Consider the following 25,279-nt stretch of genomic DNA (forward strand, 5'->3'; position numbering starts at 1 on the left):
ATGCCTGTTGCAGAGCAGTTCGGTCTAGACTGACTTTATGACGCGCTTTTTGATCCTCGCCTTGCTGAGTGCTGGCCCCGCCCTTGCCGCCGAATGGCCCACCAAACCCGGAGACGTCCCCCTGTCGCCCGAAGAACTGGATGCCTTGGCTGGACGCACGTTGACCTTCTTTGATGACGGGCAGGCCAAATTCTCGGCTGGCGGTGCCTATTCCTACACCTACGCCAGCGGAGACGCCGCCTTTGGCACCTATTCCATCGCCGAGGACGGCAGCGTCTGCATCGCTTACCGCAACGGGTTCGGTCGCTGCGATCTGTACGTGCGCAGCGGCGACCGTCTGATCCTGATTGACGAAAAAGGGGATCGATATCCGGTCCGGCCGGAATGAACCGGATCGGGTGTATCCCTGTTCACATGCCTTTCGGCCACGAAACAAACGAACAAGACGCCCTTGGCGGATACTCGGTCTGAAGGAAATCCGATCATAGGTATCGGTTGATCCGAAGCGCAGGGACTTTTTTCCAAGTCGTTAGTGCTTGGTGAACGAACCGCTGTCTGAGGCTCAGGTTTCCGCGCATTGCAGCTCCAAACCACGCGTTCAGCTGAGTGTTGTGCTTTTCAGCATATTTGGGTGGGTTTCAGGTGTGGATATGATGCGCGCTGTGTGTTGAATCGGCATATCCCGCGTTGTTCTACTCAACAAGCTTTGCGAGAACTAACCGTTTTTCTTAACTGGTTATATCTTCGCGATAGTAAATGTCGCGTCCGATATCAATACAAACAAAGTCATCCGGAACCGGAATCATCGCGCGTAGAAACGAATGTGGGTAAGCGAAGAAATTGAAGTGTGGATTGAAAGTATACAGGTATTCTCGTTCGCGCGGAACGATTATAATCAGTCTCTTACGAGTGATGCGACGTAGTTCGGCAATTGCTGCGCGGTAATCCAGAATATGTTCGATCACATGCGTGCAAACCACGTTGTCGAATTCACCGTCCTCAAAAGGCAGTTCCTCGATGCAAGCTGAAATACCTTCGATAGCTTCCAATGCGGCGGCATCATCTACAACGAAATCTACGCCAACCTTACGGATCATCCGAACGCCGGAAACTTCTACGATGACTGTCTATGGCGTGCGCTAGCACTGCCCGGTGGCCATTTTCAAACTCCTAGAACCGCTTCGACCTTGTCCAAAGTTGCTGTGCTGACAGCTACGCCATTTGCCTGCGCCGTGGCGCGGTTGGCGGCTCGGCCGTCTCCTGGAAGGTGAGCGCCGTCCTGGGATCGGATCGCGTCAACCAATTCGCCAAGACCAGAGGCAAATACGCCTTGCGACGTAGCCGCTGGATCAATGGCAATGAAAAACTGCCCGGTTTTGGGTGGTCCGCCAACAGTACCTGAAAACGGAGATGCGTTAAGGCCAAGAGTGGCACCCGTAAGCGCGGCAGCCAAAACCTCGGTCAATAGGGCGACGCCGACACCCTTATAACCTCCGGACGGTGCCATCGACCCTTTCAATCCAACTGCCGGGTCTGTTGTTGGATTGCCGTCTGCGTCCAGCGCCCAGCCTACCGGGATCGGTTTGTCTTCTCGGGCGTGTTTCATGACTTCGCTTTTCGCAATGGTGCTGGCGCTTTGGTCGATCACCAGCGAAGGTTGCCCGTTCGCGCCCGGAGCCGCGATCGAGAACGGATTAGTCCCGACCACAGGTTTTGATCCCCCGGACGGAGCGATCGAGGCCGGCGCGTTGGTGAAGCCCAACCCGACCAGACCAGCCTGTGCAATCCGGAAGGTGTGATATCCCAGAACACCGCAATTGTAGCTGTTGCGAATGGCGAGCGCCGCTATTCCCTGTTCGCGGGCGGCAGGCAGCAGCGCCTCGAACCCCAAATCAATTGCGGGATGCGCAAATCCCGTGGCGGCGTCCACGTTCACAACACCCGAACGTGGGCGTGACAGCACCGGTTGGGCGGCACCGTCGACTTTCCCGCATTGAACATGCTCGCAGTAGATCGGGATGTAGGCAAGCCCGTGGCTAGAGACGCCGTCTGCTTCGGTTGCAGCAGTTGCAACCGCCAAGGGGCGCGCATTTGCTTCGGTCGTACCAGCGGCAACGAGGGCGCGAAAAGCCAGATCTTCGATCTGGATCAATGTCAGGGTGCGGGTCTCGGTCATTTTGGGTCTCATCAATCGTTGTCAGACAGACCCGCTCCGGCCCCGCGCAGGCGGGAGTCCTCGGTTGCGGGGGCATAGGTGAAGTGGGCAAGGCGATTCAGCTCGGACCAGTCTGCAGGGTCGGGCGTGGCACGTGTGCACTGAGGATGGGTTTGGATCATTATCCCGCCCCGCTTTATTGTGATCTGGCTTGCCTGTTCGGGGACCGAAAAGGCCGTGGTGAGGGCAAACCCATCGGTCACAAACTGTGTCTTATCCATTGTCACGGAAACGGGGGTATCCAAAAACCGCGCCACGTTGGCTGCGAAAGGCAAAAGTAAAACCGGGAAGACAATGTCCTGCAACGTGATGTCTTCTTTGCGCAACTCAGCAGCTTGGTCCGAAAGGTGTGCTCCTGCGGCAATTGGGCACTCAGCTACGGGCAAACTTGGTTGCGCGCTTTGTAGTTTCGTCAGTTTTGCTAACGCCCCGATCCCGTCCATGCCCTGAGCACAAAGCCAGCGAGTAGCCTTGGCGGCCTCTTCCGCGGGACCCCAGCTATGTCCGACACCGCGCATTGCCCGTTTGGCAGTGGCTTCGACCTCGTTCAGTGACAGGTTCATTGTAGCGCCTCGGGGTAAACCCAAAGATCTGCGTTTTCTGTGTTCAGTTCGTCCGGGTAGGGCGCGCCCGAATACATGCAGATGCGAACCCACCGGTCCGAGCGCGGGTCGAACTGTGTTGCTCCAAAGAATGATAGTTTTGCCCTTAGCATGTCGATGGGCAACACGTTTGCACTGATTGTGTTGTCGCGGATTTCTCCATACGGGGCGACGCGACCGATCTGCGCGCGTCTTATGGTGTGGCGATGTTCCGGATGGTGCAGGAGAAACGCGGCAATCTTGTCTGTGTCCGCCCAATCCTCAAGGGCGCGATAGGCAGCGGCCGCGTCCCGTGCAGGGGCCAGAGGTTGTTCGTACTCCGCGATTGGTTCTTCGAAACGTTCGCCAAGGCGGGGTTCCAGCTTTTCTTCGGACACGTACCATGCGCGGGCGCAGTTGGCTTGTTCCTGCCAGTCAAGATCAAGCGCCCAGTCAAAACTCTGCCGGATCAGCGCGCGCACTTGTGCGACGCTCATACTGCCGTCGATCATCTGCGCGCCTGCGTTGCTGTCGGCCATGCAATCGACCAGACCGTCGACCAAATCGCCATAAGGTTCCAGAATTAGCGAGGCCAGCAATTCTTGCCCCTCTTCGCTCAGATGATCCTCGGACCAGCAGATAAGAGCGTCCCATGGGTGGTGTTCGGTCAGGTCGCGCTGGGTCAGCTCGGCGGTGAGCATGTCCAGATCAGTTCTGAGCGCGGCCAGTTTGTCGATTTGAACCGGATGATCCGAGCGCCACCACGACACCGATAGTCTGCTGCGTTCGAAAATCGCGCGGAACTGCGCCATGCGGTCCGGTGTGGCGTGTGGCACGGACCGCACCCGCGCGATGGCTTCTTCGCGAACCATGATCCAGTTGTTGAACAGAACGGGGTGATTAATGATGAACGGCGCCATTCCCAGACCGGTCGAATTGCCGATGCCCAGCCACTGCGCAATCGCCGGATCCAGACTGGCTGTTTCATCGCCCCCTTTGGCCTGCGCCATGTGCTGCACCAGATCGCGCACGAAGGTGCGAGTCAGATAGACCGAAAGCATCTCGGTCTGGAAAGGCGCGCTTAGTTCCGGGCGGTCGGCGGTTGTCTCACGATCAGCCGCCCCGAACTTGCCCGAGCCATATACGGCCGTGGTGCGCATCAGGTAGCCCACCTTATAGATCTGCTCGGGGTCCGGCTGTTTGCCTGCTGCCAGAGCGTCGACCACATACGCCCAAAGCCGAACCGAACGGTTGGCGCGAGACAGAGACAACTCGTTTTCGCTGACCCGACCGGCCTCTTGCAGGGGGACGTTTTGGGAAAGACGTTCGATGTCTTCGGTCGTAGGGATGCCATCGAACAGGGTAAAAGTGGCGTCCCAAGCCTCGGCTATCACGCGGTCGGAGCGTTGCTCGGGCGGCAGGTCATGAGCGAAAGCAACCAGTGAATAAGCGCGCTCGGGGCCATGCGCGGTATAGACCGCATGACCCACCCCGTTCGTGTCGATGTCAAAAACGGGCCGGGTAAAACGCCAGTTCTCGCGGGCCATCCGCCGGGTCAATTGCCGCATGAAACTGAGGCGACATTGGTGCAGCGACCCCAATCGCGACAGCCGCATGACCTGCGCGGGGCCACGTCTGGCGATTTGGGGGTGCGTATCAGTCATGCGCGTGGTCCGAAGTTTTCAGCAAAGAAACGATACCAGTTGCCGCCCATGATACCTGAAACCTCATCTTCGTTCATACCCACGCAACGTAGTCCGGATTCGATATTCCCAAAGTCGCGGTTGTCCTGAAACCAGCCGGGCATGGGGGGAAATCCGGGGGCCGAGGCCGAGCCTTCGCCATAGTCGATTTCTTTCGTCCAGCGCCCGACGCGCATCCATTCCACGATGCTGTCAGGTTGGTCCTGACACAGATCGGTGCCGATCCCCAGATGCTGAACGCCGTATTTGTCGGCGGTGCGGGCGATCATCTGACAGAAATTGTCCAGCGTGCAGGCGGATTTGTCTTTCAGATGATGCGGATAGACTGAAAAGCCGAGCATCCCGCCATGGTCCGTCACCGCGCGGATCACCGCATCGCGCTTGTTGCGCAGCGCAGGCGACCAGTCGTGCGGATTGGCGTGAGTGATGGCGATGGGACGCTCGGACAGTTCAGCGGCCTCGATTGTGGATCGGTCAGCCGAGTGACTCATATCCACGACAAGGCCCACGCGGTTCATCTCTTTGATCACCTGCTTGCCCATGCGGGTGATGCCGGTATCTTCGGCCTCATAGCAGCCGGTGGCCAGCAGGGATTGGTTGTTATAGGTCAACTGCATGAACCGGGCACCCAGATCGTGCAGGATTTCGACCAGACCGATATCGTCTTCGATGGGCGAGGGGTTCTGAAAGCCGAAGAAAACAGCCGTCCGTCCGGTTTCGCGTGCTTTGTCGATGTCGCTGGCCCAACGGCCTTTCATGATCAGGTCGGGGAATTGCTCGAACCAGCGGTTCCACTTTTCAAAGTTCAGGACGGTTTCGCGGAAGTTCTCATGATATGAGATGGTGACGTGGATCGCGTCCACGCCACCTTCGCGCAGTTGCCGGAAAATCTTTTCCGACCAGTTGGCATATTGCAGCCCGTCGATACGCATCAGACCGGCGTCCCGGCGCTGATGTACGCGGTTTTGACAGTGGTGTAGAACTCAGCTGCCGCCTTACCCTGCTCGCGCGGCCCGTAAGAGCTGTCCCCGCGTCCGCCGAAGGGCACGTGATAGTCGGTGCCAGCTGTCGGCAAGTTCACGGTGACCACGCCCGTGCGAGCGTTTCGGCGGAAATGCGTGGCGCGGGCGAGGCTTTGGGTCACGATGCCCGAAGTCAGGCCGAAATTGGTGTCGTTGACGATGCTCAGCGCCTCATCATAGCTGCCGACTTTGATGACGCTGGTCAGCGGCGCGAACATTTCTTCGCGGTTGATTCGCATGTCGTTGGTGGTGTTCAGGAACACACCCGGCGACATGTAGAATCCGTCATGAGGCATCTCCAACCGCGCGCCGCCACAGGCCAATTCGGCGCCCTCAGACTTGCCCAGATCGACATAGGCGAGGTTTTCCTGCAACTGCTGCTCGCTGACGACCGGCCCCATCTGGGTGCCATCCTCCAGCGCGTGACCGACTTTCATCGCTTGCGCACCGGCGACCAGTTTCTCGACGAACGCATCATGGACGCCCGCATGAACAACCAGCCGCGACGAGGCAGTGCATTTTTGTCCGGTGCCTCCAAACGCGCCACCCAGCGCCAGCGTCACCGCCAGATCAAGATCGGCGTCGTCCATGACGGCCAGCGCGTTCTTGGACCCCATCTCCATCTGCACCTTGGTCAGGTTATGGATGGCCGCTGCCGCAATCCCTTTTCCCACCGGCACCGACCCGGTGAATGAAATCGCGTTCACCTTGGGGTTTTCCACCAGACGCTGACCGATGCTGCGCCCCGATCCCATCACCAAACTGAACAGGCCCTTGGGGATATCCTGCCGTTCAATGATCTCGGTTAAAGCTACAGCCGATGCAGGGGTGATGTTAGCAGGCTTCCATACCACCGCGTTGCCGTAGCACAGCGCTGGTGCGATTTTCCATGAGGCGGTCGCAGTGGGAAAGTTCCATGGGCTGATGATGGCGACGACACCCACGGGTTCGCGCCGCACGTCAATCTCAACGCCGGGGCGGACAGAGTCCGCATTCTCACCGATCTGACGCAGACACTCGGCTGCGTAATAGGTAAAGAACTGTCCCGCGCGATAAACCTCGCCTTTACCTTCGGCCAGCGGTTTGCCTTCCTCGCGCGACAGCAGCGTGCCCAACTCCTCGGCGCGGGCCATCAGCTCGTTGCCGATGGCGTTCAGAACAGTTTGCTTGCGTTCAGGCAGATACGTCGCCCACTCAGCCTGCGCAATGCGCGCCTGCTCTAGCGTCGCGTCCAACTGGTCCACGCTGGCTTGGGCGAACATGCCGACAAGATCGCTCAGATCCGACGGGTTGCGGTTTTCGATTTCAGAGTCACCAGCCAGCCAGTTGCCGGCAATCAGGTTCAGTTTGGTCACACCACGCCTCAGAGAAAACAAGAGTTACACAGAGCATGGCTTTTTCGTTTGTCATCAGTCAAATTCAAACAGGTGAAGAAAACTTCAGGGAAATTGAAGTATGGCGATTAAAATCGAAACCCTGCGATGTTTTTGTACCGTGGTTCAATCCGGAAACTTGACCGAGGCTGCGGACCGGCTGGGGCGAACTCAGTCAGCCGTTTCCATGACGCTTAAGCAACTTGAAGGCCATTTGGGTCGCAAACTGTTCGAAGGCGAACGCAAGAATCGTCTTTCCCCTTTGGGAGAGCAAGTTTTTGAGCTTGCGTTGAGGCAGGTGCGTCAGTTCGATCAAGCCGTAGGTGACATTGAAGCCGTAGCGTCGGCCGAGCAGGGGTTGCTGCGAATCGCATCGGTGCCATCTGTCGCAGCGCTAGTGTTTCCGCGTGTTCTGAGGCACCTGACACAACGCTTTCTTGGGGCGAAGGTTGATCTGCGGGACACTGACACGCAGCAGGTCCTGGATGCATTGGTCGAAGGGAAGGCGGATATCGGTATTGCCTCGGGGCATCACGCGTTGAACGGTTTTAATACCAAACCCTTGTTACAAGACCGGTTCGGGCTGGTCTGTGCTGCCGATCACCCGCTGATCCGACAGGTTGAACCCCCGTGTATTGCCGATCTGGGGACCGTGCCGTTCATTCGAAACAGCCTGTGCGACCTGATCACGTCGCCGCAGTTTCACCAAGCGATTGATCAGGCTGACATCACGATCCGCAACACACATTCTTTGATTACGATGGTCAGGACGGGCAATTGGGCGACGGTCTTGCCTCAAACGGTGGCAGAGTTCATTCCCGAAGCCACCGCCTTTCGCGAGATAAAAGACCTGCCGGATCAAAGGCAGGTCTTTTTGTACGTCAAAGAACGGTCACGCTTTCCCGAACTGACCGAGGCCGCAGAGCACCTCATTCTCGCATATGATGCTTAGGGCTTCTATTTTTTGACGTCGCCCGCAAACCGCGCGGCGTTTTCTTTGGCAAAGGCCGACGCATCGGCGCTTGAGTCCCAGAATTGGGGGTTTGCCTTGGGAATGGTCAACGCTTTCTGAACGGCGGGCCGGGCGTCGATGCGTTCGAACCAGGCGTTCAGATGAGGTAGATCGTCCACCTTGACCCGTGCCCAGACATAGGCCCGCGCCCACGGGTAAAGCATCATATCGGCAATGGTGTATTCATCTGCGGCGATCCAGTCGCGCCCTTCAAGCCGTGTGTCCATAACCTCTAGCAGGCGGCGGCTTTCATCAACATAACGGCGGATGGAGAACGGTTCGTCGTGCCCATTGGGGGCGGCGATATGTTGGAAATACATCGCCTGTCCCATCATGGGCCCGATATGACCGACCTGAAAGAAAACCCATTGCATGACTTCGGATCGTTTGATCGGGTCTTCCGGCAGGAACTTTCCGTATTTTTCGGCCAGGTGCCACAGGATCGCGCCGCTTTCGAATATGGCGCGCCCCTCGGACCGGTCATAAATCGTCGGTATCTTACCGTTGGGATTCAGCGCCAGATAATCTGGCGCTTTTTGTTCTTGTTTGGAAAAGTTGATATGGGTGAGGTCGTAAGGAATTCCGGCCTCTTCCAGAAAAATGACCGGTTTATAACCGTTCATCGTTCCTGCGGTGTACAGGTGAATATCAGGCTGCGACATCGTCTGCCTCGGCGAATGTAGAAATCAGATGCGTCTGGAATCGGGCAAAATCTGCCTCGATCGTCGGGTTCTTCATAACATCAAACGCGGCAAAAGTTGGCAGAGGCTTCATCGCCATGAATTTCGCCGTTAGGTGCAGCGGTTTCAGCAGGTCATCTACAGTATCGCCGGCAAAGAAGGGCTCGGTCGGGTTGTCGAACGCTTCGACCGGGGCGTTGAACGTGACTGACAGCATATAGCTTTTGTCGTGCAAAACGCCGCCCATACCGTAGTTGGACTTAGGGGCGTCACTGGTGCGCCCATCGCCATGCGCAAACCGTCCATCCATGGCCGAGGTATAGACCTCGTCCATGTATTTCTTGAAGACCCACGGCACGCCCATCCAGTTCACCGGGAATTGCATGATGACAGTGTCCGCCCACAAGTGGTTCGCGACTTCTGTATCGACATCATAGCCTTCGGCGACCGTAGTCACCCGGACATCATGGCCCAGCGTGCGCAACTGGGTGCTGGCTTGTTCGGTCAGGCTGGCGTTCAGAGCACCGGGGGCCGCTTCATAAGGCTGTGTGCCGTTGAGGATCAGGATATTGCTCATGTCTATGCCCTTTTTCCAATCTTGGGAATGTCGTGTCGAAGCAGTTGGGGGTGGCGGAGATAAAAAGCAACCAGTATACTTTTAGTAACCTTCTTTTTCATAAGGGATATGCCATGCGTGCAAAGGTCAGTCAGGATAATCGGGGGCGAAAACAAGTGGCAGAAGCCTGCCTCGAGCCTTGCTCGGTCGAGCGCGGGATGCGGATCATAGGCGGTAAGTGGACGGGTTCGATCCTATGGCACCTGAAAGACGGGCCCGTGCGATTCAATGACTTGTCCCGCATGATTGCAGGTGCCAGCAAAAAGATGATCACCGAGCGTTTGCGTCAGCTTGAGGCACAAGGTTTAGTGAAGCGACACGTGCTACAGACATCTCCCGTTTCGGTCGAATACTCTGTCACCGAGCTTGGCCGCAGCGCGCTGGGCGTTCTGGACGATTTGAGCAAGTGGAGCGAGACTTTGCCTGCGGCCGTCGTTTGAGACATTGGTTAATAGTTCGGAAATTTTCGAAACTAATATACGATGATATCAAATACATGTATTTGTCCTCCGTAGGGCTTGATGGGTGTTGCGTCACCATGCTTCACTTTTCTGGCCAATCCGGCGCGTCGAGCCGCTGGCCAAAAAATCCGGGGAGTTAGAGCTTCCCGAGACTGTTTGTAAGGTGCGGGACCGGCATTTGCCGACAGAACAGCATCGCGAACGCCCAACATGGAGATATCAGATGAAGAAACTCACCACACTTATGGGAAGTGCAGCAGCTCTTGCCGCAGGTCCCGCGCTTGCCGCAGATATCGTGATCGGTGTGCCAAACTGGGCATCGGTGAACGCCACGGCGCATATCCTTGAAGTTGTGATCGAAGAAAACCTGGGCTTGGACGTAGAGCTTCAGAACGGCACCAACCCGATCGTGTTCGAGGCGATGGATTCTGGCGCGATGCATGTCCACCCCGAGGTTTGGATGCCGAACCAGCAGAACCTGCACGACACCTATGTCAAAGACAACGGCACCGTGGTTATGAACGAAAACCCGGTTCAGGCCGAGCAGGGCATGTGTGTGCCCACGGCGACAGCTGAAAAATATGACATCAAGTCCATCGACGATCTGAGTGATCCGGACAAGATGGCAATCTTTGACACCGACGGCAACGGAACGCCCGAGGTTTGGATCGGTGCGCCGGGCTGGGCTTCGACCGTGGTCGAAAAAATCCGGGCCAAGTCCTATGGCTATGATCAGATTTTCGATCTGACCGAATACGAAGAAACCATCGCCTATGCGAATCTGGCCAACGCCGCCAAGGCCGGCGATCCGTGGATCGGTTTCTGCTACAGCCCGCACTACATCTTTGTGACACAGGACCTGACCGTTCTGGAAGAGCCCGCCCATGATCCGGCGACCTGGACCATCGTGCAGCCCACAGATGATCCCGACTGGCTGGATAAATCCGAGGCATCCTCGGCCTGGAACGGCGCCACACTGCACCTTCACTACGCCAAGGAGCTGGAAGACGCCTACCCCGAGGTGGCCGCTCTGTTCCGCAACTACCAAATGCAGGGTGACGACCTGAGCGCGATGGGCAAGGCCCTTGCTGTGGACAATGTGGAAGCAGCAGACTTTGCCCGCGATTGGGTGGCCAACAACGAAGATACCGTTCTGAACTGGCTGACCAACTAAGACGCATTCCCAGGGGGCCGTCGCGACCAGTTCGCGGCGGCCCTTTGCATATAGATCGGGGAAAACCCCGCATATGAGGGGCAAATGGACGAACCTGTCGTAAAACTTGAAAATGTCTGGAAAATCTTTGGCGCGCGCGCCGAAGAGGCCATGGCGGCTGTGCGCAGCGAGGGTATTGGAAAACCCGAGGTACTTGAACGCTTTAACTGTGTCGTAGGTGTGCAGGGCGCAACCTTCGAGGTGCCACGTGGCGAAATTTTCTGCATCATGGGCCTGTCAGGGTCCGGCAAATCCACTCTGGTTCGACATGTGAACCGCCTGATTGAACCGACTGCGGGTAAGATCGAGATCATGGGGCAGGATGTCTCGAAAATCTCGGAGTCCGAATTGCGTCGCATTCGCGCCCAGCAGATCGGGATGGTGTTTCAGCATATGGCGCTGATGCCGCACCGCTCGGTCCGCGACAACGTGGCTTACCCGCTAGAGATTAGGAAGGTGTCGAAATCCAAGCGTTGGGCGGTGTCCGACCACGCGCTTGGTCTGGTAGACCTGACAGGCTATGAGGATCGCTTGCCCAAAGAACTGTCGGGCGGGATGCAGCAACGTGTTGGCATCGCCCGCGCGCTGGCTTCAGACCCCGAAATCCTGTTGATGGATGAGCCGTTCTCGGCCCTAGACCCATTGATCCGCTTGCAGTTGCAGGATCAGTTCAAGGCGCTGGTGGCGCAACTGAAAAAGACCACGCTGTTTATCACCCATGACTTGGACGAGGCCATACGGATCGGCCACCGCATTGCCATCATGAAGGACGGTGTGATCGTGCAGATCGGCACGCCCGAAGATATCGTGATGAACCCCGCCGACGATTACGTGCGCGAATTTGTGCAGGGGATTTCCAAACTGAAACTGGTCAAGGCCCATTCGATCATGGAGCCTCTGGCCAGCTATTCCGGCCCGACCGAGGGCGCGCCGCGTGCCGATGAAGGTGCTGATCTGGACCAGTTGATTGATCTGGCCGTTAACACCGAACTGCCGGTGATCATCACGGATGGTGGCAGCGACGTGGGTGTCGTGACCAAGCCGCGTCTGCTGCGCGGTATTCAGGGGGGCAAAAATGACTGACGCAACCACCGAACTGAAAGTCACTGCCGCCTCGGATATCGAGGTGGATCGCGACGCACTTGACCGCTCGATCCACGAATTTGCGGGTCCGAACGGGGATTACTACGTCAACGCCTTTCACAAAATCCACGATGCGACCAGCGCGGTTCCAAACACGTTCAATAAATGGGCGGCGGCGCTGGGTCCGTTCTGGTCCGCCTCGCGGGCGATTTGGGGGATGTTCTGGACCTTCCTGATTCTTGAAATCATCGCATGGGTGCAAATCGGACGCGGGGCCTGGGGCAATCCTGGCGCCGACATGGCCGAACGCGCCGAGCGCCAACAAGCCCGCGCGAACGAGCTGTTGGAACGCGCCGCCGCGGCGACCGAACAGGGGGATATCGACCGGTTCACCAAATTGGCCGAGAATATCCAGAGGGCAGCAGACAGCAGTTTTGAAAAAGCCGCGGCCGCCCAGTCGGAATCGCTGGGGATCATGCTGACTGGCTTGGTGATGTTGCTGGTGTTCAAGCTTGTGCAGGGGCTTTACGCGGACCGCATCTACGAAAAACAGTATTCGCGCTGGCGGATTGATCCCGACAGCACTGAAAGCGGGCGCTCTACGCGCAACACGGTTCTGGGCGCCGTTCTGATTGCCGCAATCGGGCCTCTGATCGTCTATAAATTTACCGTCAACGCTTCGCTCGCGATGCTGGATGCGTTCCCGGAGAAAGAGGTCTCGGCCTTGTTTCTGGGCGAAGATGGCGGCACGCTGTTCTCAAGCCTCGCCAGCTGGATGGAGGCCAAGATCGACGCCGCAGCCCTTGCGGGCGGGGACGTGTTCGACGGGATCGTCGCTGGGGTGCGCTCGGTCCTGGATGCGTTGACGATTGCACTGATTGGATCGCCATGGCCGGTCGTGATGCTGGTGATCTGCGTCACCGCGTGGCGTGCGGCGGGGCCGCGTGTGGCGATTTTCACCGCCGCCTCTTTGGCTTACATCGCACTTCTGGGTTACTGGGATGTCGCAATGGAGACGGTCGCTTTGGTAGGTGCAGCCGTGTTGCTATGCGTGGTAATCGGCATTCCTCTGGGTATTTGGTTCGGTAAATCGGCGCGGGCTTACCGCGCGGCGGAACCGGTGCTGGACCTGATGCAGACGCTACCGGCCTTTGTCTACCTGATCCCGATCATCGCCTTCTTTGGCACCGGAAACCCGCCGGGCATTCTGGCGACGATCATCTTCGGGATGCCGCCGGTGATCCGCCTGACGGCGCTGGGGATGCGGGGTGTGCCGGACAGCATCAAAGAGGCCGCAGTGGCCTTTGGTGCATCGAAATGGCAGTTGCTGAAGGATGTTGAGATCCCACTGGCGCTGCCTTCGATCATGACTGGGGTGAACCAGACGATCCTTATGTGTCTGTCGATGGTGGTGATCATCTCGCTGATCGGCGGCGGCGGTCTGGGCAAGGAAATCCTTGAGGCGCTGCAATATGCGGCCAAGGGTCCGGGTCTGTTGGGCGGCTTTGCCATCCTGTTCTGTGCCATGGTCATCGACCGGATCGTGCAGGGGGCCTTCCGGCGAGAAGACGAGAAAATCTAAACACAAAACGCCCCCGCCAGCCGGGGGCGTTTTTCATTTAAGGGGATGCAGATGACCGACCGCTATGAACAGTCGATGATGGATAACCTGTATTGGTGGGGCGTACCGACCCTGTTTCGCTGTCCCAATACCGGCCCCGAGGGGCAGGACATTGCGCTTGTCGGCGTCCCGCATTCCACCGGAAACGGCACGACCGAGCGGGATCAGCACTTGGGTCCGCGCGCGCTGCGCCATGTCTCGGCGGTGCAGCGGCGGGTGCACTCGGTGTTCGAAATCGACCCGTGGAGCAGCGCCAAGATCGCCGATGTGGGCGACGTGCCCTTTCCGCGCGCGAATGACAACGAGGACTGCATCGAGCGTATTACGACCTTTTACAAAGACATCGACGCAGCAGGCGCGCGGCCTGTGTCGGTGGGTGGAGATCACTCGATTACGGGCGGCATCGTGCAGGCGCTGGGGCGTGGTCAACTGGCCGGGGGAGAGCCCGTCAGCTTTCTGCATCTGGATGCCCATACGGATGTGTTCACCAAGGTCGATCACTTTCTGGGCGCCAAGAAATCCGCCGCCCATTGGGGCGCGTATCTGGCCGATCAAGGGCAGGTTGATCCGACGCAATCCATGCAGATCGGTCTACGGGGTCATCCGCGCAGTCTGGACTGGCTGCAGCCGTCTTATGACTATGGCTACAACATCGTCACCATGCGCGAGTTCCGACAGCGCGGGCTGGAGGACGTGGTGGCGCAAACGCGCGAAGTGCTGGGCGACCGTCCGGTCTATATCACCTTCGATCTGGATTGCCTTGACCCGACCGTTGCGCCTGCGGTGTCCAATCTGGAACCTGGCGAGAAGGGGTTCGATATTGACGAAGCCGTAGGGATTTTGCGCGCCGCGCGCGGGTTGAATATCGTGGGCGGAGACGTAGTCTGCATGATGCCCACCAAGGACAGCCCCAACAATATCACCGCCCTGACCGCAGCGGCGGTGATGTTCGAGATGATTTCGATGATCGCCGAAAACGTCCGTTAGCGGCGGGCCTCGACGGCCTGCGCCAATACGCAGAGCAGTTCGAACATGAGCGAAATCCCCAGCCACGCGGTGCCGCCCGAGGCGTCGAAAGGCGGTGAGACCTCGACCAGATCGGCGCCCACCAAGTTCACCCCGGCCATCTGGCGGATCACCTGCTGGGCCTGAAAACTGTTCGGGCCACCGATCTCGGGCGTGCCGGTGCCGGGGGCAAATGTCGGGTCCACAAAGTCGATATCATAGGTGCAATAGGTCGGCGCGTCGCCGACAATGCTGCGCACCTCGGCCATGACAGCGTCGATACCCCGGTCGAACAACTCTTCGATACGGATGATGCGGATGCCCTGCGCTTCGCCCCACTCGATATCCTCGGTGTTATAGGCGGTGCCGCGAATGCCCACCTGAACAAAGCGTTTGGGATCGACCAGCCCTTCTTCGACCGCACGGCGGAACGGGGTGCCGTGCGTAAACTTGTGCCCGCCGAAATAGCTGTCGAACAGGTCGGTATGGCTGTCGAACTGGATCAGCCCCAGCGGGCCGGATTTGGCCAGCGCGCGCAGGACGGGCAGGGTGGTCAGGTGATCCCCTCCGGCGGTCAGGGGGGTGATGCCGCGCGAGGTCAGGTCGGCGTAGAACGACGTCACGCGGTTCAGCGTGTCTTCGATATCCACCGGGTTAGGGGCCACGTCGCCCAGATCGGCGCAGTTCATCATCGCAAAGGGCGCCACCCCGGTTACAGGGTTCATCGCGCGGATCATGGTCGAGTAATCCCGCAACTGGCGCGGTCCGTGGCGCGCGCCGGGGCGGTTCGTGGTGCCCCCGTCCCAGGGGATGCCGACCAGCCCGATATCAACCTCGGCGATCCGCGCGTGATCCAGCGTCATGCCCGGCAAGCGCATAAAGGTCGGCACGCCGGCAAATCGCGCAAGTTCCATGGCCGAGACGGGCTGAAAGAAAGGGTCGGTCATCGGGGCCTCATTCCTGTGTATTTAAGCCGACCCTAGCCGCCGGGGGAGGCTTGGGGAAGGTCAATCAAGGATATGAAACCGGGCGCGGATTGCTTCATCCTGTTCGGGGGTCAGGTATTGGGGGTGGTGGGTATTCAGGATTTCTTTGGCACGTGAGCGGGCAGTGGTCCATGCGTCGCTGGCGCCTTCATCTGCCCAAGTGCGGGGCTCGGACCGGTCTGCAAGCTCGGGGTAGTAATAGTCGCGCTCCATGGCGTCATAGGTATGGGCGCTGCCCAGAAAATGCCCGTCGCCCAGAACCGACTGGCAGATTGCGTCGAACCCAAGGTTTTCCTCGGTCACTTCGATCCCGCGCAGGGCGCGATAAGTGTGGGCGTGCATCTCATTGTCCAGCACGAAGCCCTCGAAACTGGCCCCTAGCAGAGACGCCGTCATGCCCGAGCTTTCATAGATCAGGTTCCCGCCCGCCAGCGCTGCCGCTAGTGAGGTGATGCCCTTTTCCGTCCCGTATTGCGCGTCAATCGCCTTGGCATCCGTCATCGAGGCCGCCACACCCGACGGCAGCCCCAACCAGTTGGAAATCTGCGCCGAGGCCGCGTTCAGGATCGCCGTCTCACCACTGCCGCCCGCAAAAGACCCGGTGCGCAGGTCCACGATGAAGGGCCAGTTGGAAAACACCATCGGAAAGCCCGGTTTGATCGTGTTGACCATGACAAGGCTGGCCAATGTTTCGGCCAGCGACTGCGCCAGAAACCCGGCCAGCGTGGCCGGGGCGGTCGCGCCCGCTTGCGCTGCGGTGATGCAGGACATGGGGATATTATGGGTAATGCATTCATAGACCACGTCCACCGCATCTTCGCCATAGCGCAGGGGCGAGATGACCGGGCTGATATGCGCTTTCAGGAAGGGTCGCGCGGCGAATGCGCCGGGCCCTCCGGCTACGATATCCAACATGTCGACGATGGGCGCGACATGTTCGGCCAGCGTAAAGGACGTGGCAATCGGCTTGGTCGTGTTGCGGATCAGCGCATAGGCGGTGTTCACGTCCAGATCGAAATTATCCGGCACATCGGTGGCCACGCAGCAGCGGGTGAACCAGCTGACATTGGGCAGCGTGTCCTGTAGCCGGGTAAAATCATGCAGATCGGTCAGGGTTGAGGGGCGATATAGCCCCGTGTCGATATCCAGCGTCTGAACCGCCGCGCCGCCGGTGCCGAAATACACCCGGTCTCCGCCCACCTCGACCGAACGCGCGGGATCGCGGCCATGAAAGGTGAATTGTTTGGGGGCGAATTGAATGGCCTGTTTGACCATGGCGCGCGGGAACAGCAATCGGTCGTCAGGGCCGGGTTGCGCTCCGGCAGCCCGCAGGTCGCCGGCCAGCCGATCCGGCACCTCGCCCATCCCCAGGGTTTCTAGCAGGCGCAGGGCGGTGTCGTAAATTTGCGCGATCTCGACGTCTGTTAGCGGCTTGAAGGCCCCACCGATCTGGCCGGGCGGGCAGGGATCAATCACGGGGGCGGCCGCGCGCTGCGCGTGCCGGGCGCGTCTGCCGCTTCGTTTGCTGCCCGTGCTCATCCGGTTCCTTTCCCGTTGCTTTTCCCGAAACCTAAGCGCCACATTGCGCCCCACGCAAAGGCGAAGTGCAATTTGCAGAATCCGCAATCGCGGTTTCGATTTTTCAATACAAGCGCCGGGCGGCTTGTCGTGCGCGCGCATTGTTCCGCAAGACTTGGGCGGAACAGAACAGGAGCCGCGCCCATGAAATCACGCACCAAGGTCGTTGTCATCGGAGGCGGGATCGCGGGCTGCTCGACCCTCTATCACCTGACGCAGGAGGGGTGGAGCGATGTGGTTCTGGTGGAGCGGAACGAGCTGACCTCGGGCACCACGTGGCATTCGGCTGCGCAGGTGACGAATTTCGGGATGAACCAGACGATGGTCGGGCTGAAATCGCACTCGATCCGGCTGTACAAAGAACTGGCCGACGACCCGGACTATCCCATCAATTACCACCACGGCGACGGCGGTATCCGTCTTGCAAATACCGAAGCGCAGATGCATGGCTATCGCCATTTCGCCTCTATGGCGCGCGGGATGGACGTGCAGTTCGAGGTGATAGACGCCGAGGAATGCGCGCGTCGTCACCCTCTGATCTCGACCGAGAACCTGATCGGCGGGCTGTGGGATCCGATGGATGGGGATATCGATCCCGCGCAGTTGTGTCAGGCGCTGGCGCGGCGGGCGCGCAAGGCAGGGGCCGAGGTATATCGCAACACGCCGGTCATCGGGCTGAAACAACACGCTGACGACACATGGACGGTGCTGACCGAAAAGGGCGATATCGACTGCGATATTGTCGTGAACGCGGGCGGCTATCGCGTGAATGAGGTGGGCGCAATGATGGGGGTGCATCATCCCGTCGCCTCGATGGAGCATCAGTATTTCCTGACCGAAGAGATTCCGGCCATTCGCGATGCGGGACACAGGATGCCGCTGCTGCGGTGCCCGATCAGCGATTATTACTGTCGGCAGGAAAAGAACGGGCTGCTGCTGGGGTTCTATGAGCAGGACTGCAAGACCTGGGGCATGGACGGGATTGACCCGAATTTCGTCAACGCGCTCTGCCCTGACGATCTGGACCGGGTGACGGATGTGCTGGAAGGCGCTTTTGCCCGGATGCCCGCGCTGATGGAGGTGGGCGTGCATACGGTGGTCAATGGCCCGATCACCTATACGATTGACGGTGCGCCTCTGGTCGGGCCGATCCCGGGCAAGCGCAATGCGTTCTGTGTCATCGGTCTGCGGGCGGGGCTTGGCGAAGGTGGTGGCCACGGCTGGCTGCTGGCGCAACAGATCGTGCATGGTGAGGCGTGCTATGACACGTGGTGCCTTGATCCGCGTCGGTTCACGGGGCACGCGAATGTGGAACTGACCGCGCTGAAGGCTATCGAGGATTATCAGAACGAGTTCCGCTTTCACTTCCCACATGAACACCGCCCCGCTGGGCGGCCCGCCAAGACGACGCCTTTGACCCCGGTGCTGGCGGCAGAGGGGGCCGAGTTCACCGTCGTGAACGGGTGGGAAAGGGTGGATTACATCAAGCCATCGCCCGATTTCGCGCCCACTCACAGTTTCGATTTTGACGAAACCTTCGATCTGGTGGCCGCCGAGGTTGCCAATGTCCAAACCAACGTGGGGCTGGCCGAAGTGAACGGTTTCAACCGGATCGAGATCACCGGCGCGGACCGTCATGCGTTTCTTGATCGGATGTTCTGTGGGCCTGTGACAAAGCGCGACGGACGCGTGGCGCTGGGCTATCTGCTGAACCACCATGGTATGGTCAAGGCTGAGGCTACTGTGGCCAATCTTCCCGCCAGCGACCGGGGGCCAGCGCGTGTCTGGTACGGCTCGGCAGCAGCCAGCGAGTTCCACGACATGGACTGGCTGACCCGCCATTTGCGGAGCGACGAGGACGTCCAGCTGCGCAGCCTGACCAACGACCAGACGATCCTGATTTTGGCGGGCCCAAAAGCACGCGACGTTCTAGGCGCTTGCGCGCGTGGGGACTGGTCGGCTGAGGCGTTCCCATGGCTTGGTGTGCGAGAGTGTTTCATCGGCATCGCCCCGGCGACTGTGATGGGTGTCAGTTTCTCAGGCGAGTTGGCCTATGAAATCCACGTTCCCAATGCCTCGCTTTATGCAGCTTATCTGGCATTGCGGCAGGCGGGCGAAGCATATGGGCTCAAGCTGTTCGGCGCGCGCGCGGTCGAGTCAATGCGCATGGAAAAGAGCTTTCTGCATTGGAAGGCCGATCTGATCACTGAGTTTGACCCGTTCGAAACCGGGCTGGACCGGTTTGTCCGACTGGACAAGGGCGATTTCATTGGACGCGATGCCTTGCTCCAGCGACAGGCCGAGGGCCCGCGCCGGAAATTGGTGGCGCTGCAGGTTCAGACGGATCAAGGCCCGGCGCATCCCGGCGCTTCTCTGATGCGGGGAAATGAGGTCATCGGAACGATCACTTCGGGTGAATGGGGGCATCGGATTGGACAGAACCTTGCCCATGCTTTTGTTGATCCCGGGCTGGCAGACGTCGGGTCGGAAATGGAGTTGGACCGATGCGGTGAGCGTGTGTCGGCGGTTGTGACTGCACCGTCGCCTTACGATCCGGATTTCGGTCGGATCAAATCCTGAACGCGATACAAGCTCAACTTCCGGATTGCTCTGGGGATCATTCTCTGGTTCGATAGTTTCGAAGTAATCGAAACTGTAGGTGGTCCTCGTGTCCAAATCCTTGAGCTTGCGCTGGCTGGAAGTCTTTCAGTTGATCGCCAAATCCGGATCTATTCAGCAAGTTGCGTCGGAAACCGGTTTGTCGATCAGTACTGTGTCAAATCACTTGCGCAGTCTTGAAAAGGCATTGGGTATCGAATTGGTTGATCACAGTCGACGTCCGATGGGTCTAACCCCGGCTGGTGAGGTCTTTTCGCGTTACGTTCGCGACGGGCTCACCACGTTGAAACGAGGTGAGGCTGAAATCCGCACGGGAAACTGGCGGCACGCTACAGATTTACGGTTGGCACTGATCGACGATTTCGACAATCAGATCGCACCAGATCTGTTCCGGTTTCTAGCCCAGGCCCTGCCGCGCTGTAACTTCCGCCATTTCACCCGGCCCAGCCATGAGATCATCGCGAAGCTACAGGAACACAAGTTGGATGCGGGGGTTGCCACGCGCCCGTCCGAGCGGACGGATGGTTTGATCGAATACCCTCTGATGCGGGATCCGTTCATCGTTATCCTGCCCGCTGGTTTTGAGGGAACGGCGAGCGATTTGTTCACGCCGGATGCGCAATTGCCCCTTTTACGCTATTCGCGGGACTACATGATCGGCAAGCAGATCGAAATCCAACTGGCGCGAAGCAAGTACAACTTGCCCAACCGTTTCGAATTGGAGTGCAACCAGTCCATCATCGGTCTGGTCGCGGAAGGGGCAGGGTGGGCCATTACGACCGCCGCGTGTTTCCACCGCGCCCAAAGGTTCCACGATAGCGTGAAGGCAATGCCGTTCCCGGGGCGTAACTTTGTTCGTACGGTGTCGCTGTTCACAACCGAAGTTTACCCTGAAACCACATCGGCGCTGATCCAAAAAGCCATGGGAAAGCTCATTCGTCAGCATTTCACCGATCCGATGTGTGCCACCCACAGTTGGCTCAAGGATGATTTCCGTACAATGGAGGCCGAGGCCGCTTAACCTTGGGGTGGCGGTCCAAGTGATCCGCCCGATACTATATTGGTCGCCAGTTGCTCGCCTTGTCCGGGGCTTTGCGTTTCAACCATCTCAACCAGTTGTAGCGCCGCTTTGCGCCCCATTTCACGATGTGGCACATGCACTGTCGTCAATGCCGGAGAGACGATCCGGGCCAGTTCGATATCATCGAATCCGGTGATGGATACATCCTGAGGGACACGCAGGCCCATGTCTTGTGCGCGCCGCACAGCCCCCACGGCTAGAACGTCATTGCCGCACAGGATTGCGGTCGGTGGGACAGGTTGTGCCATAAGTTCAGCAAACGCGGCACCACCGTTTTCGATTTCGTAAGGCGTTTCGACTATCGTGAAACCGTCTGGGCTTAGACCGCGCGCGTTGGCGGCGTCTTGAACGCCCTCAATTCTCAGCCGGGCGCGATCATTGCCTTCGCGGATCCCCGAAATCATCCCGATTCTGGTGTGACCCGCCGCAATCACGCGCTCTGCAAGGTTGCGCATTGCCTTTCGGTTATCGAAACCAATAGAAGGTGCCAGTGCATTGGGCCGGTAAGACCACGCGATCAGCGTCGGAATTCTGCGGCTTTCCAAATACTTGTAAATCTCTGGGTCACGGTCGTGGCCGATCAACAATAGGCCATCCGCACCCCGCGCAGCCAGTTTTCGGATTTGTTCTTCTTCAATATCAGGTTTGTAGGCGGAACTGGACACAAGCAGCGTGTAACCGCGCAGATGCAACTCCTCCTGGAATGCCTGCAGGCCCCTTGCAAAAATAGCATTCTCCATGGTCGGAATGATCGCCCCGATGGTGAAACTGCGCTTGGCCGCCATAACCCGGGCGGCGAAGTTGGGGGTATAGCCCAAAGCGTCAACGGCGGCCTGAACCCGTTCGCGGGTTGTGGCGACAACGCGATCGGGGTTGTTCAGGCATCGTGACACCGTCGCGGTCGAAACTCCGGCCATTTTGGCGACATCATCCAGCGTCGGGGCTGAGCGCGGTTTCGACATTTCCAAATCCGTAATTCACCTTTGCCAATGAGTGTACATCTATGGATGTGATATGGAAAGCAGATATGTAAGCGCTTGCATTTTGCATGTAAGCGCTTACAAGTGAGGTTGAGCCGAATCCACCATGGGACCCGGAATATGTTTCTGTTTGCCTCTATCATCGTGTTCGTCATCTATTTCGCGAATGTTGCGATGGGCGCGTTTGCGAGCGGCGCATTCCTAGGAGACGTGGGCGAGATGTTGGTTCTATTCGCGGCGTCGATCCTGTTCGTTGTCGCAATTCTGAAAAAGGAGGCTGACCGCAACGCAGAACGCGACAGCTGACTTTTTTGCTTGGGAGGGCAATCAATGAACAAGGACAAACTGGAACTGGCGTCGGCCGAGCGCCGCAACTTCCTGAAACTCAGTGCCACGGGCGCATTCACTGCCGCGCTGGTCGCTGGGGCCGGTGGGGTGTTGTGGTCGACCGAAGCCGCGGCTCAGACTGCCAAGGAGGAAAGCGAGCGCGAAAAGGCAGCCGACCACGTGATGACCATCGCCACCGCCTATGTGCTGGGCGCATCGCGCAGCTATCCAATCATGCAACTGGACCTGAAGGAAAACATCCAGAACGCTACAAACGGCAAGGTCTATGTCAAACTAGCTCCCGGCGGGCAGTTGGGCGCGGGCGGTTCGCTGGTTCAGAAGGTTCAGGGTGGTACAATTCAGGCCGCACAGCACTCGCTGTCGAACTTTGCACCGTTTGCCTCGACCGTTGACCTAATCAACATGCCGTATCTGTGCGGCTCGAACCAGAAATTCACCAACCTTGTGACATCCGACACCTGGAAAAATGAAGTGCATCCCAAGGTCGAGGCGGCCGGCTTCAAGGCGCTGTTCTACGTGGTGATAGACCCGCGCGTGGTTGCGGTGCGTCAGGGTGGCAATGCAATCATCACGCCGGGCGACATGAGCGGTGTGAAGTTCCGCGTTCCGGGCTCGAAGATGCTGCAGCAATATTACCGTATGGCGGGCGCGAACCCGACGCCGGTTGCTTGGGGTGAGACCCCCTCGGCCATCAAGCAGGGCGTAGCAGATGCGCTGGACCCGTCAGTGGGCGCGCTTTTCGTGTTCGGCTTCAAGGATATCCTCAGCCATGTGACCTTCACGCAGGCCGTGCCGGACAGTCAGGTCTATTCCTGCAATCTGGAATGGTTCAACTCGATGCCGCCTGACGTACAGGAAGGCATCATGTGGGGTGCGGAAATGACCGCGCATCAGAACCTGGCCAAAGTGCCCTCGGCCCGCGCCTATGCCATGGCCGAGCTGAACAAGGCGGGAGTCGAGTTCCACTCGCTCAGTTCCGATCAATTGGCCGAATGGGAAAGCGTCGGCGGCTATCAGAACGCCGAATGGGACCCCTTCAAGACCGAGCTTGCCGGGTCGATGGACGCGTTCGAAAAGCTGGTCGAGGCCGCAGGCACGCAGGGCAAATACTACGTCCACGACGCTTAACAGACAGGCAGCGGGCGCAGCGAGTGAGCCCGCGATCTTTCAAAGCAGCCGGACCTGAAGCAGGCCCGCCAAAGAAGGCTATGGCCCGGTTGCTCTTTTGCCGAGGGAACAGATGACCCTACTTCAAAACATAGACCGCAACGCCGAGCGCTGGCTGCTGCTGGTGTTCTACGTGATGCTGGTCATCACCATGGCCATCGAGGTTCTTCGGCGTGAGATTTTCGCTTTCTCGTCTATCTGGGGCGAAGAGATCGTCCGCTATTCTTTCATCTACCTTGCGTGGATCGGTGCGGCAGCAGCCGTAAAGGAACGCGCCCATATCCGCATCGACGTGATCATGCACTACCTCGGGCCGCGTCCCAAGGCGCTGCTGTATATCTTTGGTGATCTGGTGATGTTCGGCGTGGCGGTCATCGCGCTCTACTGGTCGTACGAGGCGGTGCATGTTTCGGCCAAGTTCGGTTCGGTGACGGACGGGCTGCGGGTATCGAAGGTGTGGTTCCTGATGGCCGTGCCCACCGGTTTTGCGCTGATGATCTGGCGTCTGATCCAGTCACTGATGCGCGACCTGAAATGCCTGAGGGACGGCACGCCCGTCTTCGAAGGCGACAAGCTGTTTGACTGAGGGGACACGCGATGCTCTGGGGTTCTCTCAATCAAACTGTTGAACTTGGGTGGGATTTCTACCTGCCTGTGATCTTATTCGTTGGTCTGATTGCCTTGGCTGTGCCCGTCTGGGCGGCCATCGGCACCGCCGCCATCGTGATGCTGGTCATGTCCGGCGACCTGCCGTTGAGTCTTGTGGGCGAAAGCCTGTTCACCGGCATCGACGCCTTTGCCCTGACCGCCGTACCTCTGTTCATCCTGACCGGGGACGTGCTGGTGCGCACGGGGTTGTCGCGAAAGTTTCTGGACGTGGCCGAGGCGTTGACTTGTTTCGCCAAGGGTGGCTTTGGCTCGGCCACCGTTCTGGTCTGCGGCATGTTCGCGGCGATCTCGGGCTCGGACGCGGCGGGCGCTGCTGCGGTGGGCCGAATGACGATCAATCGGCTGGTCGAAAGCGGTTATCCCCGCCCCTATGCCTGTGCGCTGGTCGCGGCAGGGGCCTGTACCGGCATCCTGATCCCGCCCTCGATCGCCTATATCATCATCGGTCTTGTGCTGGGTATTTCGGCCTCGACCCTGTTTCTGGCCGCCCTCATCCCCGGATTGGCCATTCTTGTCTCGATCCTTGTAACCAACATCATCATGAACCGCATCTACGCCTATGAGGGCGGCGGCATGATGACCATGGGCGAATGGCTGACCAATCTGGGCAAGGCGCTGAAATCCGGCTGGTACGCGTTCATCGTGCCCGGGATCATCTTCTACGGCATCTTCTCGGGCCGCCTGACGCCCACCGAGGCCGGTGCGACCGCTGTCGTCGTCACCATCATCATGGGCTTCATCCTGCGGACGCTGACGTTGGCTGATTTCCCGTCGATGCTGGTCAGTTCCGCCAAGGTGAACGGGGTGATCCTGCCGATCATCGCCTTCTCGGCCCCGCTGGCCGAGGCACTGGCGATCATGGGCGTACCGCAGGGGTTCGTGACGGCCGTGACCTCGCTGACCGATGATCCGTATCTGCTGATCCTGCTGATGATCGGTATCCTGATCGCTGCGGGCTGCGTCATGGAGACGACGCCGAATATCGTGATCCTCGCCCCGATCCTGAAACCGCTGGCGGACAATATCGGCATGAACGAGATTCAGTTCTGCATCATGATGATCACCGCATTGGGTGTGGGCTTTATCACCCCGCCGTTGGGTCTGAACCTGTTCGTTGTTTCCGGGATAACCGGAGAATCAATTCTAAAAATTGCGGCGCGCGCCGTGCCCTTTGTTCTGACCATGCTGATCGTGGTAATCCTGATCGCCTATGTACCGGCGGTTTCGACCACCTTGCTTCCTGAAATCTACCAATAGGACCTGCTG

Annotated in this window: 24 protein-coding genes; 13 read left to right on the forward strand and 11 right to left on the reverse strand. The window is 58.8% G+C overall.

Going from position 1 to position 25,279, the window contains the following annotated elements; translation table 11 throughout:
• The first annotated feature begins 37 nt into the window (after window positions 1–37).
• Window positions 38–388: a hypothetical protein gene (locus GOW48_RS15040; protein ID WP_170755031.1), complete on the forward strand. Its 351-nt coding sequence runs from the start codon at window positions 38–40 to the stop codon at window positions 386–388.
• A gap of 340 nt (window positions 389–728) precedes the next feature.
• Here GOW48_RS15040 and GOW48_RS15045 read toward each other — a convergent pair whose 3' ends face one another.
• The 6 genes from GOW48_RS15045 to GOW48_RS15070 all read right to left on the reverse strand — a co-directional run bounded on the left by GOW48_RS15045 (window position 729) and on the right by GOW48_RS15070 (window position 6,876).
• Complete coding sequence (locus GOW48_RS15045; RefSeq protein ID WP_170755033.1) at window positions 729–1,097, reverse strand: class I SAM-dependent methyltransferase; 369 nt, start codon at window positions 1,095–1,097, stop codon at window positions 729–731.
• Between the two features lie 65 nt (window positions 1,098–1,162).
• Window positions 1,163–2,176, reverse strand: coding sequence for an Ldh family oxidoreductase (locus tag GOW48_RS15050; protein ID WP_170755035.1), 1,014 nt, complete (start codon window positions 2,174–2,176; stop codon window positions 1,163–1,165).
• Between the two features lie 11 nt (window positions 2,177–2,187).
• Window positions 2,188–2,778, reverse strand: a complete 591-nt coding sequence (locus tag GOW48_RS15055; protein WP_170755037.1) for a DUF3726 domain-containing protein — start codon at window positions 2,776–2,778, stop codon at window positions 2,188–2,190.
• Window positions 2,775–4,460 (reverse strand): hypothetical protein, encoded by a 1,686-nt coding sequence (locus GOW48_RS15060; protein ID WP_170755039.1) that lies wholly within the window; start codon window positions 4,458–4,460, stop codon window positions 2,775–2,777. Before GOW48_RS15060 ends, GOW48_RS15055 begins: the two co-directional genes overlap by 4 nt.
• Window positions 4,457–5,431, reverse strand: a complete 975-nt coding sequence (locus GOW48_RS15065; RefSeq protein WP_170755041.1) for a membrane dipeptidase — start codon at window positions 5,429–5,431, stop codon at window positions 4,457–4,459. Before GOW48_RS15065 ends, GOW48_RS15060 begins: the two co-directional genes overlap by 4 nt.
• The gene (locus GOW48_RS15070; RefSeq protein ID WP_170755043.1) at window positions 5,431–6,876 is read right to left on the reverse strand and encodes an aldehyde dehydrogenase family protein; all 1,446 of its coding nucleotides are present in this window, start codon (window positions 6,874–6,876) and stop codon (window positions 5,431–5,433) included. Before GOW48_RS15070 ends, GOW48_RS15065 begins: the two co-directional genes overlap by 1 nt.
• 100 nt (window positions 6,877–6,976) lie before the next feature.
• Here GOW48_RS15070 and GOW48_RS15075 point away from each other — a divergent pair, with 100 nt between their 5' ends.
• Window positions 6,977–7,846: a LysR family transcriptional regulator gene (locus GOW48_RS15075; protein ID WP_170755044.1), complete on the forward strand. Its 870-nt coding sequence runs from the start codon at window positions 6,977–6,979 to the stop codon at window positions 7,844–7,846.
• Between the two features lie 5 nt (window positions 7,847–7,851).
• Here GOW48_RS15075 and GOW48_RS15080 read toward each other — a convergent pair whose 3' ends face one another.
• Entirely contained in the window at window positions 7,852–8,568 is a 717-nt protein-coding gene (locus tag GOW48_RS15080; protein WP_170755046.1) for a glutathione S-transferase family protein, read from the reverse strand.
• The gene (locus GOW48_RS15085) at window positions 8,555–9,163 is read right to left on the reverse strand and encodes an NAD(P)H-dependent oxidoreductase (RefSeq protein WP_170755048.1); all 609 of its coding nucleotides are present in this window, start codon (window positions 9,161–9,163) and stop codon (window positions 8,555–8,557) included. The genes GOW48_RS15080 and GOW48_RS15085 overlap by 14 nt, the downstream gene beginning before the upstream one ends.
• A 113-nt stretch (window positions 9,164–9,276) precedes the next feature.
• Here GOW48_RS15085 and GOW48_RS15090 point away from each other — a divergent pair, with 113 nt between their 5' ends.
• The 5 genes from GOW48_RS15090 (at window position 9,277) to GOW48_RS15110 (ending at window position 14,567) form a co-directional block, all read left to right on the forward strand.
• Window positions 9,277–9,642: a winged helix-turn-helix transcriptional regulator gene (locus GOW48_RS15090; protein ID WP_170755050.1), complete on the forward strand. Its 366-nt coding sequence runs from the start codon at window positions 9,277–9,279 to the stop codon at window positions 9,640–9,642.
• Window positions 9,643–9,886: 244 nt separating this feature from the next.
• Window positions 9,887–10,837 carry an ABC transporter substrate-binding protein gene (locus tag GOW48_RS15095; protein WP_170755052.1) on the forward strand — a complete coding sequence of 317 codons (951 nt, stop codon included), beginning with the start codon at window positions 9,887–9,889 and terminating at the stop codon, window positions 10,835–10,837.
• An 84-nt stretch (window positions 10,838–10,921) separates the two neighbouring features.
• Complete coding sequence (locus GOW48_RS15100) at window positions 10,922–11,959, forward strand: quaternary amine ABC transporter ATP-binding protein (RefSeq protein ID WP_170356140.1); 1,038 nt, start codon at window positions 10,922–10,924, stop codon at window positions 11,957–11,959.
• Window positions 11,952–13,541 (forward strand): ABC transporter permease, encoded by a 1,590-nt coding sequence (locus GOW48_RS15105; RefSeq protein WP_170755054.1) that lies wholly within the window; start codon window positions 11,952–11,954, stop codon window positions 13,539–13,541. The genes GOW48_RS15100 and GOW48_RS15105 overlap by 8 nt, the downstream gene beginning before the upstream one ends.
• Window positions 13,542–13,592: 51 nt before the next feature.
• Window positions 13,593–14,567, forward strand: a complete 975-nt coding sequence (locus GOW48_RS15110) for an arginase family protein (RefSeq protein WP_170755056.1) — start codon at window positions 13,593–13,595, stop codon at window positions 14,565–14,567.
• Here GOW48_RS15110 and speB read toward each other — a convergent pair.
• Both speB and GOW48_RS15120 read right to left on the reverse strand, forming a co-directional pair.
• Window positions 14,564–15,532 (reverse strand): agmatinase, encoded by a 969-nt coding sequence (gene speB, locus GOW48_RS15115; RefSeq protein ID WP_170755058.1) that lies wholly within the window; start codon window positions 15,530–15,532, stop codon window positions 14,564–14,566. The two genes, GOW48_RS15110 and speB, sit on opposite strands and share 4 nt — an antisense overlap.
• Window positions 15,533–15,592: 60 nt before the next feature.
• Window positions 15,593–17,110 (reverse strand): trimethylamine methyltransferase family protein, encoded by a 1,518-nt coding sequence (locus GOW48_RS15120; protein WP_170755060.1) that lies wholly within the window; start codon window positions 17,108–17,110, stop codon window positions 15,593–15,595.
• 183 nt (window positions 17,111–17,293) lie between these two features.
• On the opposite strand from GOW48_RS15120, the gene GOW48_RS15125 reads away from it, so the two are divergent.
• Together GOW48_RS15125 and GOW48_RS15130 are read left to right on the forward strand one after the other, a co-directional pair.
• Window positions 17,294–19,729 (forward strand): GcvT family protein, encoded by a 2,436-nt coding sequence (locus GOW48_RS15125; RefSeq protein ID WP_170755062.1) that lies wholly within the window; start codon window positions 17,294–17,296, stop codon window positions 19,727–19,729.
• 88 nt (window positions 19,730–19,817) lie between these two features.
• Complete coding sequence (locus tag GOW48_RS15130) at window positions 19,818–20,789, forward strand: LysR family transcriptional regulator (protein ID WP_170755064.1); 972 nt, start codon at window positions 19,818–19,820, stop codon at window positions 20,787–20,789.
• On the opposite strand, the gene GOW48_RS15135 is transcribed toward GOW48_RS15130, so the two are convergent.
• A complete protein-coding gene (locus GOW48_RS15135; protein ID WP_170755066.1) occupies window positions 20,786–21,811 on the reverse strand; it encodes a LacI family DNA-binding transcriptional regulator in 1,026 nt (341 codons plus the stop codon). The genes GOW48_RS15130 and GOW48_RS15135 overlap by 4 nt on opposite strands.
• Before the next feature lie 138 nt (window positions 21,812–21,949).
• Here GOW48_RS15135 and GOW48_RS15140 point away from each other — a divergent pair, with 138 nt between their 5' ends.
• From GOW48_RS15140 to GOW48_RS15155, 4 genes are all read left to right on the forward strand, one after another.
• Complete coding sequence (locus tag GOW48_RS15140) at window positions 21,950–22,135, forward strand: hypothetical protein (protein ID WP_170356148.1); 186 nt, start codon at window positions 21,950–21,952, stop codon at window positions 22,133–22,135.
• A 24-nt stretch (window positions 22,136–22,159) separates the two neighbouring features.
• Window positions 22,160–23,305 carry a TRAP transporter substrate-binding protein gene (locus tag GOW48_RS15145; protein ID WP_170356149.1) on the forward strand — a complete coding sequence of 382 codons (1,146 nt, stop codon included), beginning with the start codon at window positions 22,160–22,162 and terminating at the stop codon, window positions 23,303–23,305.
• Window positions 23,306–23,417: 112 nt separating this feature from the next.
• Window positions 23,418–23,930, forward strand: coding sequence for a TRAP transporter small permease (locus GOW48_RS15150; protein ID WP_170755068.1), 513 nt, complete (start codon window positions 23,418–23,420; stop codon window positions 23,928–23,930).
• 11 nt (window positions 23,931–23,941) lie between these two features.
• Window positions 23,942–25,270: a TRAP transporter large permease gene (locus GOW48_RS15155; protein WP_170755070.1), complete on the forward strand. Its 1,329-nt coding sequence runs from the start codon at window positions 23,942–23,944 to the stop codon at window positions 25,268–25,270.
• Window positions 25,271–25,279 lie beyond the last annotated feature (9 nt).

Origin of the sequence: Ruegeria lacuscaerulensis (assembly GCF_013033355.1) — a bacterium.
Taxonomy (GTDB): domain Bacteria; phylum Pseudomonadota; class Alphaproteobacteria; order Rhodobacterales; family Rhodobacteraceae; genus Ruegeria; species Ruegeria lacuscaerulensis_A.

Bases quoted from the DNA above. Each gene is read 5' to 3' on its own strand.
- speB (WP_170755058.1), bottom strand. From the start codon at position 15,532: ATGACCGACCCTTTCTTTCAGCCCGTCTCGGCCATGGAACTTGCGCGA.
- GOW48_RS15040 (WP_170755031.1), top strand. From the start codon at position 38: ATGACGCGCTTTTTGATCCTCGCCTTGCTGAGTGCTGGCCCCGCCCTT.
- GOW48_RS15135 (WP_170755066.1), bottom strand. From the start codon at position 21,811: ATGTCGAAACCGCGCTCAGCCCCGACGCTGGATGATGTCGCCAAAATG.
- GOW48_RS15095 (WP_170755052.1), top strand. From the start codon at position 9,887: ATGAAGAAACTCACCACACTTATGGGAAGTGCAGCAGCTCTTGCCGCA.
- GOW48_RS15145 (WP_170356149.1), top strand. From the start codon at position 22,160: ATGAACAAGGACAAACTGGAACTGGCGTCGGCCGAGCGCCGCAACTTC.
- GOW48_RS15125 (WP_170755062.1), top strand. From the start codon at position 17,294: ATGAAATCACGCACCAAGGTCGTTGTCATCGGAGGCGGGATCGCGGGC.
- GOW48_RS15045 (WP_170755033.1), bottom strand. From the start codon at position 1,097: ATGATCCGTAAGGTTGGCGTAGATTTCGTTGTAGATGATGCCGCCGCA.
- GOW48_RS15110 (WP_170755056.1), top strand. From the start codon at position 13,593: ATGACCGACCGCTATGAACAGTCGATGATGGATAACCTGTATTGGTGG.
- GOW48_RS15055 (WP_170755037.1), bottom strand. From the start codon at position 2,778: ATGAACCTGTCACTGAACGAGGTCGAAGCCACTGCCAAACGGGCAATG.
- GOW48_RS15105 (WP_170755054.1), top strand. From the start codon at position 11,952: ATGACTGACGCAACCACCGAACTGAAAGTCACTGCCGCCTCGGATATC.
- GOW48_RS15090 (WP_170755050.1), top strand. From the start codon at position 9,277: ATGCGTGCAAAGGTCAGTCAGGATAATCGGGGGCGAAAACAAGTGGCA.
- GOW48_RS15155 (WP_170755070.1), top strand. From the start codon at position 23,942: ATGCTCTGGGGTTCTCTCAATCAAACTGTTGAACTTGGGTGGGATTTC.
- GOW48_RS15140 (WP_170356148.1), top strand. From the start codon at position 21,950: ATGTTTCTGTTTGCCTCTATCATCGTGTTCGTCATCTATTTCGCGAAT.
- GOW48_RS15060 (WP_170755039.1), bottom strand. From the start codon at position 4,460: ATGACTGATACGCACCCCCAAATCGCCAGACGTGGCCCCGCGCAGGTC.
- GOW48_RS15050 (WP_170755035.1), bottom strand. From the start codon at position 2,176: ATGACCGAGACCCGCACCCTGACATTGATCCAGATCGAAGATCTGGCT.
- GOW48_RS15120 (WP_170755060.1), bottom strand. From the start codon at position 17,110: ATGAGCACGGGCAGCAAACGAAGCGGCAGACGCGCCCGGCACGCGCAG.
- GOW48_RS15080 (WP_170755046.1), bottom strand. From the start codon at position 8,568: ATGTCGCAGCCTGATATTCACCTGTACACCGCAGGAACGATGAACGGT.
- GOW48_RS15085 (WP_170755048.1), bottom strand. From the start codon at position 9,163: ATGAGCAATATCCTGATCCTCAACGGCACACAGCCTTATGAAGCGGCC.
- GOW48_RS15065 (WP_170755041.1), bottom strand. From the start codon at position 5,431: ATGCGTATCGACGGGCTGCAATATGCCAACTGGTCGGAAAAGATTTTC.
- GOW48_RS15100 (WP_170356140.1), top strand. From the start codon at position 10,922: ATGGACGAACCTGTCGTAAAACTTGAAAATGTCTGGAAAATCTTTGGC.
- GOW48_RS15075 (WP_170755044.1), top strand. From the start codon at position 6,977: ATGGCGATTAAAATCGAAACCCTGCGATGTTTTTGTACCGTGGTTCAA.
- GOW48_RS15150 (WP_170755068.1), top strand. From the start codon at position 23,418: ATGACCCTACTTCAAAACATAGACCGCAACGCCGAGCGCTGGCTGCTG.